Source organism: Actinopolyspora alba (assembly GCF_900112765.1).
GTDB classification, from domain to species: Bacteria; Actinomycetota; Actinomycetes; order Mycobacteriales; family Pseudonocardiaceae; genus Actinopolyspora; species Actinopolyspora alba.
This window is the reverse complement of the sequence record NZ_FOMZ01000017.1, coordinates 89603-105398: the sequence shown is the minus strand read 5'-3', so window position 1 is coordinate 105398 and position 15796 is coordinate 89603. Positions and strand designations below refer to the sequence as shown.

Here is a 15796-nt window from a genome sequence, read left to right as displayed (position 1 = left end):
GGCACCGCCGTGCTGACAACAACCACTCTAAACCCCCACCACACCACCCCACACACCCACCCCCACCAACCACCAAAACACCAGGTGAACACGGGTTTCACACGTCCAGGGGGAGAGCATGCAACGAAACAGCCGTGATTGTTCGTCAAGCCGGCGCTCGGTATTCACACTCGTCCACGTTCGGGTGAGTATCGGCCACACCTCGTTCCGTCACCGGCGAGCGCGGTAACCTCGACCTCGGAACACGACCACGGGGGTAGCAGTGGATTCGACACCGATTTACACCGAATTGCGGAACACGCTGATCGACCCGGAAGGGGACCACTGGACGACCAGTGCCCCACCCGAGTTTGTCGCCTCCCTGGAAAGTGCTCACGAACAGAGTGATCAGTCGGACCAAGGTTCGGGCGGTAGCCACAGCGCCGGAACACAACCACCGCCGCAACAGAGCAAGCGCAGCACCGGTCGCCGCCATCGCGCGGAGGACTGATCGGACATCACCGAACCGTTCGGGCCGTCCGGAGGCGGCCCGAACGGTGCCCTGTCACGCCGAACCGTTTCCACTCACCGTATGAGTCGACTGGCGTGTTCACACCGGCGGCGCCCAGCGGCGGCCAAGCCAGGTGGTCCGCCGCACGAGGACCCTGTCGCGAGGAGCCCGCGGCGGTACCAGCCGAGTGGGGAGATCGTTCCGTCGCCGGTAGTCGAGCGGCATCGGCGAGCGAGTGCCACGGCCGCACGGGCACGACAGAACCCGGCAGAGCACCGGCACGGTGCACTGGTACGGAACAACGTGAACGAGCGTGCCTGCCTCACTCGTTCGCGGAAGAGAACTGCGGAAGTGAAACAGCGGGGAAACGGCTCTCCTCGGTGTCCTCGACGTCTTCCGCCGGTGCTTGTCCGCCGGCGACCTGACCGGAAGCATCCGGCGCGAAGGACAGCGGGTGTTCCAGCAGCGTCTCCTGATCGAGCTGGCCACTCTGGTCGAGCTGGTCACTCCGCGACGTCGATTCGGCCCGATCCGCCGCTTGCTCCTGGCGATCCTGCTGATAGCGCTCGTGACTGCGCCGAGCCGCACCCCGGATCTCCTCGGTCAGCTTGCGGTTGGCCTGCCGGGTCTTCCGGTCCTCCCGCTCCTGCTTCCGGCTCTGCCGCCGGTTGTTGTTCTGCTGCTGCGCCGTGCGTGCCTGCCTGATGTACGGCCCGAACAGCTCACGCAGGTTCCGCGCATTCTGTTCACTCAGGTCGATTTCATAGCTCACGCCATCCATGGCGAAAGTAACTGTCTGCTGCGCTTCGGACCCGTCGATGTCGTCGACGAGTTCGACCTGAATCCGCTCGGCCATGATCACCTGTTTCGGGAACGTGCCCCGTCTCGCTCCGCGACACTTGCCGGTAAGACACCTCCGACCGACACTTACGTTATAGCACGCGGTCGGGCCGTTGTCTCCTCCTCACGATAGAACAGCCTCATGCGCGCTCGTAAACCACCCACGCCCATGTAGTCGGTTCCTAAAAACCAATAGTACTGGAACCCCTCACTCGGGCAACGCGGTACTCCGTGTTGTGCTGCTCCGGGAAGAGCACTACAACGCGAACAGTGACGCGGAGCTCACTACAACATCACGTCGCGGCCGTTCACGACAATAGAGTAACGCTAGTTTATTGTACTGTCGCGCTTCGTCGTAAGCTGTGGATGACCGACGAAAACGATCCGGAATCGAGGGTTAGCAGTGGCGCAGAAGGTAACGGTTCAACTGGTCGACGACGTCGACGGTTCCGAAGCGGAGTCGACCGTCGAGTTCGCGCTGGATGGTGTGAACTACACGATTGACCTGTCGTCCGAAAACGCTGCCGAACTCCGCGACGCGCTGGCTCCCTATCTTTCCAGCGCCCGTCGCGTCGGTGGCCGCAAGCGCAGCGGCAAGGCGAACAAGGCCGGGAAAACTCGCCAGTCGAACAGCGGCTCACAAGCACCGAAAGCCGCCGACCGTGAACGGAATCAGGCCATTCGGGAATGGGCACGCCAACAGGGTATGCAGGTTTCCGATCGTGGCCGGATTCCCGCGGAGATCGTCGAGGCCTACGACAAAGCACAGTGATCCGGCTGTAGTGCCCTGGCGGGCGGGGTGACACGAGTGGTCCCCGCCCGCCGGGGAGGCCGGCGCCGAAAACATTGCGTGCACGAAAGCACGCCAAATGTGATCGTTTTTCGTTCAATCGGTGGCCCGCTCCAAAAATTCGTGAATATCGTCCTCCACCGGCATCGATCCGCTCGCGCCCTTTCGTTGTATCGACAACGCCGCTGCCGCGGAACCATGCCGCAACGCTCGGGTGATATCCGTACCGCGGGCCAACGCCGCCGCCAGCACACCGACGAAGGTGTCCCCCGCCGCCGTGGTGTCCACCGCCCGCACCGAGAACGCGGGCATCCTGACGCGCTCGCCCGCTCGATTTCCGTAGCACACCCCCTGATCTCCCATGGTCACCACGACCTCCGGAACGCTTTCCAGCAGCGCGGGCAGGGCTCGTTCCGGATCCGACTCACCGGTGAGAACAGCTGCTTCGTGCTCGTTCGGCACCAGCAGATCCACGTTCGACAACAGCGACTCCGGCACCGGCTCCGCCGGGGCGGGTGTCAGGATCACGCGCACTCCGTTGCGGGCGGCCACCTCGGCGGCCTCCGAAGCTCCCCGCAGCGGGGTCTCCAACTGCAACAGCAGACAGTCCGAGTCGGCGATCGCGTCCGCGTCACCCTCGTGCAGTCGATCAACCGTCTCGTTGGCACCTCCCACGACGATGATCGAGTTTCCACCGTCGTCGTCGACCACGATGTGCGCGGTACCGCTGTGTCCCTCCACCGTCCGCAGCCCCGCCGTGTCGACTCCGGAGTCGCCCAGCTCGGCACGGATCCGACTGCCGAACCCGTCATCACCGACCGCGCCGAGAAACCGGGTGTTCGCGGCGGCTCTCGCGGCGGCTATCGCCTGGTTGGCTCCCTTCCCGCCGGGGACGGTGCTGAACGCACGACCGTGCACCGTCTCTCCCCTGCATGGTGGTGTCGCCACGTAGGCGACCAGATCCATGTTGCAACTACCGAATACCGTCACCATCGTCACGGGGCCATAATGACCGTCCCGCCGGTTGAACGGAGCGGCGAGGGGCGCTGGCGCGTCGTACACGACCCGCCGGTTGCCGGGACGTACCATGCCCGGCAACGAGTCGGAAAGAGGACGAGACGCGGTGGACTATGTAGTGACCGCGGGGCTGCGGCCTCCGGTGGACATCTCGAAGCTCGACCCACTACAACAGGAGGGGGTGGTGTCGGTACTCGATCACCAGCTCGGTCGAGTCGAAGGGGTGGCGGGCCCCGAGGAGGAAGACATCGACGTGTTGGACTACCGGATCGAGGTCGGTCCGGACGGGTCGACCGTGATGCTCGCGGTTGACGCCCCCTCACTGTCGGCCGCGGAGAACGCCGCCGCCAACGTGCTGCGGGAGATCCTGCTGGACAGCCAGGTGCTGGAGCACTGGACGCTCACGCACTCCGAAGTGAAGATCACCGAGGACGAGTTCAACGAGAGCCTCGCGGCGGCGGAACAGCACTCCGGTGGTCAGCTCGGTGAGGCCGATGAGCGGTTGCAGGCCGAGGTCGAGGACGCGTTCGAGCAGGCCGACCTCCCGGAGTCGGATTCCTGGCGAACCGGCTCGGGCGGCACCGCTGAAGCGCGTTCCCCGGGCGCGGAATCGCCCGAGACGGAGAACTGGCGGATTCGGCTGCACGAACTCTCGGAGCGGCTACGCGCCTTCGCGCCGAATGCCTTCGACGCGAGCGGGACCAACGAGCAGCGGGCGAACCTCGCGGCCGGCGCGCTGATTCACGCCGTCAGCGTCGTGACCGACGAGCTCTTCTACGACGAGCTGGCACTGACGGTCAACGACGCCACGGCGGACGGCGCGGTGGGGCTGCTGGTACTGGAGGAGCTTCCGCCGTGCTACCAGCACAACTACGACGCGCGTTTCACTCGCTCACTGCTGTTGTGCTCCGCGGCCGTGGCCACCCGACTGACGGGCACTCGCTGGCAACCACCGCGCTGTGTGGCGGAGGCGTTGGCACTGCGGCTGTTCATCAACGAGGCCCGCGTGGTGCTGGAGGCCACGGAGCTGATGAGCTGGGACGAGAGCGCGCCGCTGTTCGAGTCGTTCGCGGCTCACGCGTGCCCCGACAACGCCTACGAGGAGCTGTTCGCGGTGGAGACGATCACTGCCGACCGGTCCGATGCTTCGGAGGAGTCGGTAACCGGGGAAGCCGTCGAACAACGGTTGCGCACCAGAGGACTCGCGTTCGACCAGTGGTTCAACAAGTACGAGGACGCGGGCAGCGGTACGGGGCAACACCCGTATCTCGGGTGAACCGGCATCGGGATTGAACCGCTCCGCGGGCCGGACCGATATCCGGACGCTTCCGGCCGCACCACCGGTGATCAGCAGGCGGTGTGGCGGCGTTCGACGGACACCGGCCGTGTGCGGGCCCCGCCACCGCGGACGCGGAGCCCCGTTCCACGGCCGGTGTCGCGAGTCGTCACTCCTGGTGGCGCACCGAGTACGGCGGGACCGTCAAGCCGATCAGACTCGCGTCGTCGATCGTGGCCGGTTCGTACTGGCTCTTCGGCATCGCGTCGAGCATGACGTTGACCGGGTCGTCCAGCTGTTCGACACGGCCGAACAGGAATGCCCACTCGTGCTCGTCGGAACCGAAGTAGGTGACAGTGTCGAACACCGTGCGGAATCGGTTGTAGGCCCGGACGAGCGTGGTGTTGCGCCAGACCGTCGGTGATCCGGCCTGGAAACCGACCACACCTCCGGGTGCCAGCACGGCATGACACCTTCGAATGAACTCCTCGCCGTACAGGCGGTTGTGCTGACTGTCGGTCTCGTCCGCCCGTTCGTCGGGGAGGTCCACGATCACCAGGTCGTAGCGTTCTCCCGCACCGATCGCCTGGTCGAGAAAACTCCACCCGTCGGTGTAGTGCAGCTTTATGGGACCGTTGCCCGCTTCCAGATCCGCGAGCTCGGCGGCGGTGTATCCGTACGGAAGGTGCTCGGCACAGACGCGCACGCACTCACTGTCGATATCCACGTGGTCCACTCGCGCGGCGCCCGCCTTGACGGCCATCCGGCTGGCCACACCCTCGCTGGAGCCGACGATCAACACCCGTTCAAGCTGTTCCGCGAGCAGAAAACCGGGCACCATCATCGCCTCGTGGTAGACCAGCTGCGAGAACTCGGTGCTCTGCCGATCGTCGTCGCAGAACAACGCGACGCCCTGGCCGGTACGGCCGATCACCACGTGCTGATAAGCGGTGTCGCCTTCCCACAACACCTCGTCGACGCGCCAGAGCCGCCGCATGTCGTCACCCAGCGGCTCCTGGATCCACTGCTTGCCGTCGAGCTCGATCAACTCCCGCTCCTTCGGATGAGCTCGGCCGAACACACGCTGTTCACGTGAGGCCTGTTTCGTAGTCATGACCACGCCGGATCGTCCGGCAGTTCACATTCGTCGGGCCCAGCGACTCGGCGAGCAGATCCACCGCGCGCTCCGGCTGTGCCCTGTTCCCGCAAGTGAACACATCGATGAAGATCGAACCGTTTTCCGGATAGGAGTGCAACGAAGCGTGGGATTCCGACAGGAGCGCGAGCACCGTCACACCCTGCGGATCGAATCGTTTCGAGATCACGTCACACACCGTGGCCTGGGAACGGTCCAGTGCGCTGTTGAGCGCGTCTGTCAGGAACTGTTCGTCGTCGAGCAGCTCAGCGGCCACGCCCTCGAGTTCGGCTAGGACGTGCTGACCGGTGAACAGACCAACAGGCTGCAGGGTTCCGGCATCAATTGACATCTATCGACCTCCCAACATTTCGCAGATTCCTACTGGGAAACTTCCCGAACGAGCCTCGCACCGCGTCTCGGCCGGTCACGCTCGTTCGATGGTCTCGGCACTGTCGAAGCAACAAGTGGTAAGTGGTTCGAATCCGTTGAAACAGACCGAGGAGTAACTCGCGGTGTAGGCACCGGCACTGAGCAGGTCGACCGTGTCCCCACCGCGCAGCGTGCTCGGAAGTTCGTAGCGGGTGTGCTGATACAGCACGTCGTCGCCGTCGCAGGTGGGGCCGGCCAGGACCACCGGGCCGAGCGGGTCCCCGTCCCGGCTGGTGCGCAGCCGGTAGGTGATCGCCTCACCCTCGGTTTCGGCCAGGCCGTTGTAGCGCCCCGCGTCCAGGTAGACCCAGCGTCCCTGCCCCGCGGAGTCCTCTGAGACCAGCACTACCTCGCTGCGCAGCACACCGGCGTCCCCCACGAGGTGGCGACCGGGTTCGAGCAGCACCTCCGGGCGGTCGGTGCCGAAGTGGCGCCGCAGCGCGTCCTCGATCACGGCGGTGTACTCGGACAGTTCCGGGGTCGGCTGGGTGTACGTGGCGGGCAGCCCCCCGCCCAGGTTGACCATGCGAACCGCGTCGGCAGGCATGTCGGGGTCGTGCAGCACCTCGGCCGCGGCGGCGATGCCGTGTTCCCAGGCTTCGGAGGAGAGCTGTTGCGAGCCGATGTGGAACGACACTCCGTACGGCACGAGCCCCAGCTCACGTGCACGCCGCAGCAACCGGACCGCGGTCGCGGGTGAACAGCCGAACTTGCGCCCGAAGGGTGTCCGGGAACCGGTGTTGTCCACCGCGATTCGGCAGAACACGCCCGCTCCGGGCGCCGAGGCGGCTATGTTCTCCAGATCGGGCGTGCTGTCGGTGGCGAACAGCCGGACTCCGCGTTGATGCGCGAGAGCGATGTCAGCGGGCTTTTTTATGGTGTTGCCGTAGGAGATCGCCCGGGCCGGAGCACCCTGGCGCAGGCACAGCTCGATCTCTCCGGGGCTGGCGACGTCGAAGGAGGCCCCCAGGCCGACCAGTTCGGCGACGACGCGGGGATCGGGATTGGCCTTGACCGCGTAGCAGACGCGCGCCCCGGGCACTTCCGCGCTCAGCCGCGAGAAACGATTCCGCACCACGGCGAGGTCCACGGCCAGGCAGGGGGTGCCGGGGCACGCTTCGTCGAGGAAGCGGCGGATACGTTCCGACTCCGCGGCGGAGGCCGCGGACGCCCCGTTCACGGTCGTCCCGACAGTGGTGCCGCCACCGGGGCGGTCCGTCACAGCGTGGCTGCCGGACAGGTCGGTCAATCCCGAAACCTCCGTTTCTCGGCCGTTGGCGGGCCGTCGCGTGGAACACACCAATCCGGCCAGGCCGATCCGTTACGGGGCCCGAGGAGGACCGAACCGCGGTGAATGCCCTGCACCGACCAGAAACGGTACCGCTGATGGCGGCGCATTTTCCAATCACACCCAAGGCTTCCCCCGGACAGCGGAACCGATTGTGACTACTGACACGGCCCGTGGCCACCCAGCGAATCGTTCACCGGAGCCGAGATGTTTCACTCACTCGGCAGTGTCCCGCCAATTGGATCGTGATTCCCATCGAGCGGTTCGAAGAACCCTCCGGATCACGGTTCGGCAGCGGAACCCTCACGACACCGATCGACACCGCGAAGGTGATCTCGACCACATCGACGACCACCCCTCGGCCACCCCAACGAGGGATGACCGGGAATTCACCGCTCCCCTCGCGCCCAGCCCGCTCGGCGGAACCGATCAACCGTTGATCTGCAGTGCCAGGTAGAAATCCACCCTGGTGGGGAAGTCACCGAGATCACGGCCGGTTATCTCCTCCACCCGTCGGACGCGGTAACGAAGCGTGTTCACGTGAACGTGCAACCGCTGGGCACAGCGCGACCAGGATCCGGAGCACTCCAGGAACGTCCGCAGCGTGTGAACCAGGTCCGACTGGTGATCGCGATCGTAGGCGAGCAGTCCCCCCAACAACCGTTGCCGGTAGGAATGTCGCAGTTCGTCGGGCACCGCCGAGAGCAGAACCTGCTGGGAGACCAGATCGGCCGCGGTGGCGATATCGCAGCGACCGTCGCGCTGTTCGGCGAGTCGCCGGGTGTAGCGGGCCTCCTCGACGGCGCCGCGCAACCCGCTCGGATCGGCCAGGTCGCTTACTCCCACGCTGACCCCCAGCCAGGTGGGGCCGTGTTCGAGGTCGGCGAGCGTGCCGCGCAGCCACCCGGCCAGCCCGGCCAGTTCGACCGGACCACCGGCTCGCTCACCGAACACCGCCAACGCACCGGTTTCCACGGGGGCGGTGACCGAGGGCAGACCGGTGGCGGCGGCGATCTCCCGCAGCACGTCCGCGGCGGCTTCCGAACTCCCGTTCATGGACAACGCCACCACGCACAGCGTTCCTTCCCCGGACAGCCCCGCCTCGGCGAGCCTGCCCGCCACCTCCCTGGAACCGGCCGAGCCCTCCAGCAACGCGCGCAACGCGGTGCCGACCGGGCCACCGGAGACCTGGCGTCCCTCGTCGAGCCTGCTGCGCAGCAGCGCCACCGCCGTGGCGAGCTCGTTGGTCACCGACTCCCGCGTCGTGTCCCGCTGCTCCTCCTCGGCGGGCAGCACGAGGAACCACCTGGCGGCACGTGACTCGGTTCCGGAACTGACCGGCCAGAGCACGTAGGCGTCCCCCCGCTCGGTGGCCACCGTTCTGGGAAGCCGCTCGGCGCGCAGGAACTCGCGGACGAGCGTGCGGCGGTCGGGGACGGACAACTCGCCGTGTTCGGCCACTGTCGCCCCCACGGCGGAACAAACCCAGCAGTCGCTCCCCAACTTGGACGCGGCGGCGGCGAGCACCCTGGGGAGATCGGCGCCCGCGGCCACGTCGGTGACCAGGTCCCGACCGGAAGTCCGCTCGTTGCGGACGGCACCGAGCACGTGTTCGAACAGCGTGTTGAAGCTGACGTTGACCGAGAGTTCGAACAGCGGCACACCGTGCCGGGCACAGGCACGCACGAGATCCGCAGGCGCTCTTCCCAACCGTGCCGTGCCGGCCACCAGGGCCGCCACCCCAGCGTCGGACAACGCGGCCGCGAACTCCTCGGAGTCGGTGGAGTGCCGATGCCACACCAGGCCGCTGAGCACCAGCTCACCGCCCTGCAGATAACGCCTGGGGTCGATGAGGTCGGTGACGTACACCCCGCGCACCACCCGGTCCAGCCGGTCGCCTCCCGTGAGCAGGGTCAACCCCAGCCGGGAATCGTCCAACAGATCGCCGAGAAGCACGCACGCACCTAATTCCTGGAATCGCCGTTATCCGCCGGAGGCGCCGCCCCGGACCGGGTCCGTTCGCCCGAGTCGGCCGTGCGGCGGCTCGGAACCCGGTGATCCTAGGCATGTCCACGGTGGCGGCTGCAAGGGGCGGCACACGCCGAAACACGATCATTACGGGAAATTCCACGCTCCGCGCCGGTGCTCGGCTACGTTGCCCACAGACAACGCACTCGGATGCCGAGCCCGTGCCGGGCCGTTGGTTGTAGGAAAGCACGAAAACCACTCGTTCACCAGCGGTTCGATTCATGTTTTCCGCCGCTAGTCAATTCGGGTGGACAGGTTGTGTACTTACTCACATCCCAACGGCCTATCTCGGGTTGTGATCTGGAGAAACACAGTGGATTTCCTACGACCGGCCTGCTGGAGCGAAGCGCTCGAAGCAAAGGCCAACCACCCCGATGCGACTCCCGTCGCGGGCGGCACCGACGTCATGGTGGAACTGAATTTCGACCACCGGCGTCCGGAGACGCTGCTCGACCTGACTCGCATCGAACAGCTCCGGGAGTGGTCGCGAACCGAGCGGGACGGTGTGGCGTCGGTGCGCATCGGCGCGGGCGTGCCCTACTCGCGGCTGATCGACGAGCTGGGTACCAGCCTGCCCGGGCTCGCCATGGCCTCCCGAACCGTGGGATCGCCGCAGATCCGTAACCGTGGAACGCTCGGCGGGAACCTCGCGTCGGCCTCCCCGGCGGGCGACGGACATCCCCCGCTGCTGGCGTCGAACGCGGAGATCGAGCTGGAGTCGGTGCGCGGCAGCAGAACGATCCCGATCGGCGAGTTCTTCACCGGGGTCAAACGCACCGCCATGGCCCCGGACGAGCTGGTCGCGGCGGTACACGTGCCGGTGAGCACGGGTCCGCAGCAGTTCTCCAAGATCGGTACTCGTAACGCGATGGTCATCGCCGTGTGCACCTTCGCGATCGCGCTGTGGCCGGACCGGCGCGGTGTCGGTACCGGACTGGGCTCGGCGGCCCCCACCCCGCGCCCCGCGACCGAGGCCGAGGCGTTCCTGGCCGCGGCGCTGACCGACGCCGACCAGTGGGACGACCCGCGCCCGCTGCCCGACTCGATCACCGAGCGGTTCGGCGAGCTGGTGGCCCACGCGGCGGCACCGATCGACGACGTACGAGGTACGGCCGGCTACCGCACACACGCGTTGCGCGTGCTCGCGCGCCGCACGTTGTCCTGGGCATGGGACGAGTACCGCGGCGACACCGAATTCTCCGGGAGGCAACGATGCGCCTGAAGCTGAACGTCAACGGCCGTGACATGACCGCCGACGACGTGTGGGAAGGCGAGAGCCTGCTGTACGTACTGCGGGAGCGGCTCGGGCTCCCGGGTTCCAAGAACGCCTGCGAACAGGGCGAGTGCGGATCCTGCACGGTATACCTCGACCGGGTTCCGGTCTGTGCCTGCCTGGTGGCGGCGGGCCAGGCGCAGGACCGCGAGGTGGGGACCGTGGAGGGTCTCGCCGACGAGGAGGAACTGGCCCCAGTGCAGCGGGCCTTCATCGACGAGGGTGCGGTGCAGTGCGGCTTCTGCACCCCCGGCCTGCTGGTCGCGGCGGACGACCTGGTCAACCGGGTGCCCGATCCCTCCGACGCGGAGATCAGGGAGGCGCTGGCCGGGAACCTGTGCCGGTGCACCGGTTACGAGAAGATCATGGCCGCGGTACGCACCGCGGCGGAGCGGAACGCGGGCACCGGCATCTCCGAGTCCACCGGGGGTGACCGGGAATGAACCACGGCCCGGGAACGAGTGGCAGCCCCGGAACGAATGGCAGCGACGCGCGACGACAACCGAGCCGCACCGTGATCGAGGGTGCGGCCGTGGTCACCGTCGACGCACCGGAACCGAACATCTCGGCCACGGGAACCGAGTACGCCGAGGGCCACGTGGTGATCGAGGACGGCCGCATCAGCGCCGTGGGGCCCGGTGCGGCCCCGCCGCAGCCGGGAGCGGTGCGCCGCGTGGACGGCAGCGGTTGCCTGGTCACCCCTGGCCTGGTCAACACGCATCACCATCTCTACCAGTGGGCGACACGCGGTTACGCGGTCGACGCGACGCTGTTCGGCTGGCTCACCGAGCTCTATCCCGTGTGGGCGGGCATCGACGAGGAGCTGACCGGTTCCGCCGCCGCGGCGGGGCTGGGCTGGACGGCGTTGTCGGGATGCACCACTGTCGCCGATCACCACTACGTGTTTCCCGACACGGGTGGGGATGTGCTCGGCGGCGTGGTGTCCGGAGCCGAACGCATCGGCGTGCGGCTGCACGCGGTGCGCGGCTCGATGGACCGGGGGCAGTCCGCCGGGGGACTGCCCCCGGACTCGGCGGTCGAGGACACCGAGTCGGCGTTGCGCGGAACCGAGGACGCGATCCGACGGTTTCACGACCCGGCCTTCGACTCCCGGGTGCGGGTGGCCGTGGGCCCCTGCTCCCCGTTCTCGGTCAGCGGCGAACTGATGCGCTCGTCGGCCGAGCTGGCCCGACGCCACGGGGTGCGGCTGCACACCCACCTCGCGGAGACGATCGACGAGCTCGAACGCTGCGATCGGGAGTTCGGCTGCGATCCGGTCGAGTACGCCGAGCGGCTCGGTTGGCTGGGTGAGGACGTCTGGCTGGCGCACGGCGTGCACCTCTCCGAGCGCGACGTCGCGCGGTTGGGTGAAACCGGCACCGGGGTGGCGCACTGTCCGAGTTCGAACGGACGGCTCGGGGCCGGAACCGCTCCGGTTCGTCCCCTGCTGGACCACAACGCCCCGGTCGGTCTCGGTATCGACGGGGTGGCCTCCAACGAGTCGGGGCGGCTCGGTGACGAACTGCGCCAGGCGCTGCTGCTCGGCAGGGCGCGGTACGGACCGGACGCGTTGTCGGTTCGTGACGCGCTGTGGATGGGAACCCGTGGTGGGGCGCGTTGTCTGGGCCGGGAGGACGAGTTGGGTTCGCTGGAGCCCGGCAAGCTCGCCGACATCGCGCTGTGGGACCTCGACGGCCTGGGCCACGCGGGAATCGGCGATCCGGTCGCCGCGCTGGCGCTCGGCCCGCTCCCGAAGCTGCGCGGGTTGCTGTGCGGCGGGGAGACCATCGTCGCCGACTCCCGGTTGACGCGGGAATCGGAGCGCGACCTCACAGCGGAGCTGCGCCGGAGCTGTTCGAGCATCGCCGCCAAGGGGGTCGGATGAGTTCGACACCCTCGCGGGTTCCCCGCCCGGCTGTCCCCCGCTCCGTGACAGCCGCACGTCGAGACCGGTCGGCACGACACACTCCGGAAGAGGTGGCCCGATGAGCAATACACACGCACCGGCACATCGCCCCCAGGACCTCGACGACGCCATCGCGGGAGGGGTCGGCGAATCACCGCTGCGTCCGGACGGAACGCTGAAGGTGCGGGGGGACTTCGCCTACTCCTCGGACCTGTGGGCGGAGAACATGCTCTGGGGAGCCACCCTGCGCAGCCCGCACCCCTCGGCACGGATCCGCTCCATCGACATCGGTCCGGCGCTGCGCGCACCGGGCGTTCACACGGTGCTGACCGCGGCGGACGTGCCGGGACGGAATCTCTACGGTCTCAAGGACATCGACCAGCCGGTGCTCGCCGAGGACGTGGTGCGGTACCGCGGTGAGGCGGTGGCGCTGGTGGCGGCGGATCACCCGGAGACCGCGCGGCGTGCGCTGGATCTGGTCGAGGTCGACTACGAGGTGCTGGAACCGGTGGTCGACGCGGAGCTGGCGGCCCGGGACGAGTCGGTGCCGAAGGTGCACCCCGGCGGCAACACGGTGCGGTACCAGCCGATCGTCAAGGGCGATCCCGACGCGACGGCCGATGTCGTGGTCTCGGGCACCTACACCGTCGGTATGCAGGATCAGGCGTTCCTCGGTCCCGAGTCCGGGCTGGCCATCCCCGCCGAGGACGGCGGGGTGGACCTGTACCTGGCGACGCAGGACCTGCACAGTGACCGCAAGCAGACGGCGGCGGCGCTGGACCTGGACCCGGAGCTGGTGCGGATGACCATGTCCGGTGTGGGAGGCGCGTTCGGCGGCAGGGAGGACCTGTCCATGCAGGTGCACGTCTGCATGCTCGCGCTGCGCACCGGCAGACCGGTCAAGATCGTCTACGACCGGGAGGAGTCCTTCTTCGGCCACGTGCATCGCCACCCGGCGAGGATGTACTACGAGCACGGGGCCACCGAGGACGGCGACCTGGTGTACGTCCGCGCCCAGCTCTACTTCGACGGGGGTGCCTACGCCTCCAAGACCCCGGTGGTGGTGGGCAACGGCACCACGCTGGGGGTCGGGCCCTACGACGTGGCCAACGTCTCGATCCAGGGCTGGGGCATGTACACCAACAACCCGCCCTGCGGTGCGATGCGCGGGTTGGGAGCCGTGCAGCCGGCCTTCGCCTACGAGTCGCAGATGGACCGGCTCGCGGCGAAGCTCGGCATGGATCCGGTGGAACTGCGCGTCCGCAACGCGATCAGCCGGGGCGACACCACCCCGACCGGTCAGGTGCTGGACTACCCGGCACCGGTGGCGGAGCTGCTGCGCCGGGTGCGCGACCTGCCGTTGCCGGAGGCGCAGCACCCCGACACCACGCCCGACATCCGGGACCTGCCCGGCGGGGCCTCCAACACCACCCACGGCGAAGGGGTGGTGCGCGGTGTGGGCTACGGCGTGTGCATCAAGAACATCTGCTACGCCGAGGGTGCCGACGACTTCTCCACCGCCCGGGTTCGGTTGCAGGTCGTGGCCGGTGAACCGCTCGCGATGGTGCACACCGCCGCCGCCGAGGTCGGTCAGGGCGTGGTCACGGTGCAGCAGCAGATCACCCGCAGCGAGCTGGGTGTGGAACGGGTGAACATCCACCCGAACGACACCAGCGTGGGACCGGCCGGTTCCAGCTCCGCCTCCCGGCAGACCTACGTGACCGGTGGTGCGGTGCAGGCGGCGTGCCGGGCGGTGCGGGAACGGCTGCTGGCGCTCACGGCGGAGCGGTACGGCGAGCCTCCCTCGGAGTTGTCGCTGGCCGGTGGGAAGGTCGTTTCGGCGAGTTCGGGCGTGCTGGCCGACATCGCCGAGGTTCTCGGCTCCGAGGTCGTCGAGGAGACCAGGGAGTACCACCACCGCGAGACGTTCCCGCTCGACGAGCAGGGGCACAGCGAGCGCGCGCAGGTGCAGCACGCCTTCTCGGCCCACCGTGCCGTGGTCGACGTGGACACGGAGCTGGGACTGATCAAAGTGGTGCAGTTGGACTGCTCGCAGGACGTCGGCAAGGCGGTCAACCCCGAGTCGGTGGTGGGGCAGATCCAGGGCGGTTCGGCGCAGGGGCTCGGTCTCGCGGTCATGGAGGAGATCCAGGTCGGCGAGGGCAAGATCCGCAATCCCTCGTTCACCGACTACCTGATCCCGACCATCCTCGACATGCCGCCGATGAACGTCGACGTCATCGAGCGGGGCGATCCGAACGCCCCGTACGGCGTGCGGGGCGTCGGGGAACCCCCCACGATCTCCTCCACCCCGGCGATCGTGGCCGCGATCCGTGCCGCCACCGGTAAGGAGCTCACCCACGTGCCGGTCGGTCCCGAGCACGTCATCGGCTGAGTCGCCGCCCGAGCGGGCCCGGCGACCACGGGCCCGCTCGGGACACCTCTACCGCGGACCCGGGCGGATACCGGCACGACACCCCGAACGATTCGTGCTCCGCGCGCCGCGCCGGAACCCACTCGGGTCCGCCCAACCGTCCGCACCAGGAAAGGAACAGTCTTGTCCGCACAGCAGACCGTGGACGCGCTCCCGGCACGAGCCGAGGAGTGGATGCGGGAAGCGATCCGGCTGGCCACCGACAGCGTGTCGAACGGCGGCGGTCCGTTCGGTGCCGTGATCGGTCGTGGCGAGGAGATCGTCGCGACCGGCACGAACATGGTGACCACCGATCTCGATCCCACCGCCCACGCCGAGGTCACCGCCATCCGCAACGCCTGTCGCAACCTGAACAGCTTCCGGCTGGACGGCTGCGTGCTGATCTCCTCGTGCGAGCCGTGCCCGATGTGCCTGGCCTCCGCGCTGTGGAGCAGGGTGGACCGGATCGGCTTCGCGGCCGATCGCCACGACGCCGCGGTCGCGGGCTTCGACGACCGGGCCTTCTACGAACTGTTCACCGATCCCGACGCGGTGTGGCCGACGCCGGTACGGCGCCTCGACATCGCGAACCGGACCGAACCCTTCGACGCCTGGCAGAACAAGGCCGACCGCGTCGAGTACTGACGGCTCCGTTTACGCTGTCGGTGCCGTTTCACGGCGGCGGCGGGTCGCGACGACCGGGTCGCGACCGCTGCCGTGGGTACGGAGCGAGGAGTGCGCCTCGGTGCGCGTTCCAGCCCCCCGCAGCAAGGCGTCAACCGCCGTGCTCGAAACATTCGTAACTCACCAAACGCCCCTGATCGGGCCGGACACAGTGCTGTTCACGGCCCGAGGACCAGTCCGGCCCGAAAGCCGTCGCCGAAGGCACGGGCCGGGGGCGCCCACCG

The 15796-nt window shown here is 67.9% G+C and carries 13 protein-coding genes; 7 read left to right on the top strand and 6 right to left on the bottom strand.

Annotated elements, in window-relative coordinates:
- Nucleotides 1-812: 812 nt before the first annotated feature.
- Entirely contained in the window at nt 813-1346 is a 534-nt protein-coding gene (locus BM150_RS21770; protein WP_092929577.1) for a histone-like nucleoid-structuring protein Lsr2, read from the bottom strand.
- A gap of 387 nt (nt 1347-1733) precedes the next feature.
- On the opposite strand from BM150_RS21770, the gene BM150_RS21765 reads away from it, so the two are divergent.
- On the top strand, nt 1734-2102 hold the full coding sequence (locus tag BM150_RS21765; RefSeq protein WP_092929539.1) for a histone-like nucleoid-structuring protein Lsr2: 369 nt from the start codon (nt 1734-1736) through the stop codon (nt 2100-2102).
- Nucleotides 2103-2216: 114 nt separating this feature from the next.
- On the opposite strand, the gene rbsK is transcribed toward BM150_RS21765, so the two are convergent.
- Entirely contained in the window at nt 2217-3113 is an 897-nt protein-coding gene (gene rbsK, locus BM150_RS21760; RefSeq protein WP_092929575.1) for a ribokinase, read from the bottom strand.
- Nucleotides 3114-3243: 130 nt separating this feature from the next.
- On the opposite strand from rbsK, the gene BM150_RS21755 reads away from it, so the two are divergent.
- A complete protein-coding gene (locus BM150_RS21755) occupies nt 3244-4413 on the top strand; it encodes a hypothetical protein (protein ID WP_092929537.1) in 1170 nt (389 codons plus the stop codon).
- Between the two features lie 169 nt (nt 4414-4582).
- On the opposite strand, the gene BM150_RS21750 is transcribed toward BM150_RS21755, so the two are convergent.
- From BM150_RS21750 to BM150_RS21735, 4 genes are all read right to left on the bottom strand, one after another.
- The gene (locus BM150_RS21750; protein WP_092929573.1) at nt 4583-5461 is read right to left on the bottom strand and encodes a spermidine synthase; all 879 of its coding nucleotides are present in this window, start codon (nt 5459-5461) and stop codon (nt 4583-4585) included.
- A 40-nt stretch (nt 5462-5501) separates the two neighbouring features.
- Nucleotides 5502-5900, bottom strand: coding sequence for an adenosylmethionine decarboxylase (gene speD / locus BM150_RS21745; RefSeq protein ID WP_092929535.1), 399 nt, complete (start codon nt 5898-5900; stop codon nt 5502-5504).
- Nucleotides 5901-5975: 75 nt separating this feature from the next.
- Nucleotides 5976-7229, bottom strand: a complete 1254-nt coding sequence (locus tag BM150_RS21740) for a type III PLP-dependent enzyme (protein WP_092929533.1) — start codon at nt 7227-7229, stop codon at nt 5976-5978.
- 468 nt (nt 7230-7697) lie between these two features.
- Nucleotides 7698-9224 carry a PucR family transcriptional regulator gene (locus tag BM150_RS21735; RefSeq protein ID WP_092929531.1) on the bottom strand — a complete coding sequence of 509 codons (1527 nt, stop codon included), beginning with the start codon at nt 9222-9224 and terminating at the stop codon, nt 7698-7700.
- Between the two features lie 385 nt (nt 9225-9609).
- Between BM150_RS21735 and BM150_RS21730 the strand changes: the two genes are divergently transcribed.
- The 5 genes from BM150_RS21730 to BM150_RS21710 all read left to right on the top strand — a co-directional run bounded on the left by BM150_RS21730 (nt 9610) and on the right by BM150_RS21710 (nt 15533).
- A complete protein-coding gene (locus tag BM150_RS21730; RefSeq protein ID WP_092929530.1) occupies nt 9610-10518 on the top strand; it encodes an FAD binding domain-containing protein in 909 nt (302 codons plus the stop codon).
- Nucleotides 10509-11012: a (2Fe-2S)-binding protein gene (locus tag BM150_RS21725; protein ID WP_092929528.1), complete on the top strand. Its 504-nt coding sequence runs from the start codon at nt 10509-10511 to the stop codon at nt 11010-11012. Before BM150_RS21730 ends, BM150_RS21725 begins: the two co-directional genes overlap by 10 nt.
- A gap of 71 nt (nt 11013-11083) precedes the next feature.
- A complete protein-coding gene (locus tag BM150_RS21720; RefSeq protein WP_245755666.1) occupies nt 11084-12454 on the top strand; it encodes an 8-oxoguanine deaminase in 1371 nt (456 codons plus the stop codon).
- 100 nt (nt 12455-12554) lie between these two features.
- Nucleotides 12555-14870, top strand: coding sequence for a xanthine dehydrogenase subunit D (gene pucD, locus BM150_RS21715; protein WP_092929524.1), 2316 nt, complete (start codon nt 12555-12557; stop codon nt 14868-14870).
- 213 nt (nt 14871-15083) lie between these two features.
- Nucleotides 15084-15533 carry a deaminase gene (locus BM150_RS21710; RefSeq protein WP_092929571.1) on the top strand — a complete coding sequence of 150 codons (450 nt, stop codon included), beginning with the start codon at nt 15084-15086 and terminating at the stop codon, nt 15531-15533.
- The last annotated feature ends 263 nt before the right edge of the window (nt 15534-15796 follow it).

What these genes read in the sequence shown, in the direction of transcription:
- BM150_RS21725 (WP_092929528.1), top strand. Translation starts at nt 10,509, where the DNA reads ATGCGCCTGAAGCTGAACGTCAACGGCCGTGACATGACCGCCGACGAC.
- rbsK (WP_092929575.1), bottom strand. Translation starts at nt 3,113, where the DNA reads ATGGTGACGGTATTCGGTAGTTGCAACATGGATCTGGTCGCCTACGTG.
- BM150_RS21710 (WP_092929571.1), top strand. Translation starts at nt 15,084, where the DNA reads ATGCGGGAAGCGATCCGGCTGGCCACCGACAGCGTGTCGAACGGCGGC.
- speD (WP_092929535.1), bottom strand. Translation starts at nt 5,900, where the DNA reads ATGTCAATTGATGCCGGAACCCTGCAGCCTGTTGGTCTGTTCACCGGT.
- BM150_RS21770 (WP_092929577.1), bottom strand. Translation starts at nt 1,346, where the DNA reads ATGGCCGAGCGGATTCAGGTCGAACTCGTCGACGACATCGACGGGTCC.
- pucD (WP_092929524.1), top strand. Translation starts at nt 12,555, where the DNA reads ATGAGCAATACACACGCACCGGCACATCGCCCCCAGGACCTCGACGAC.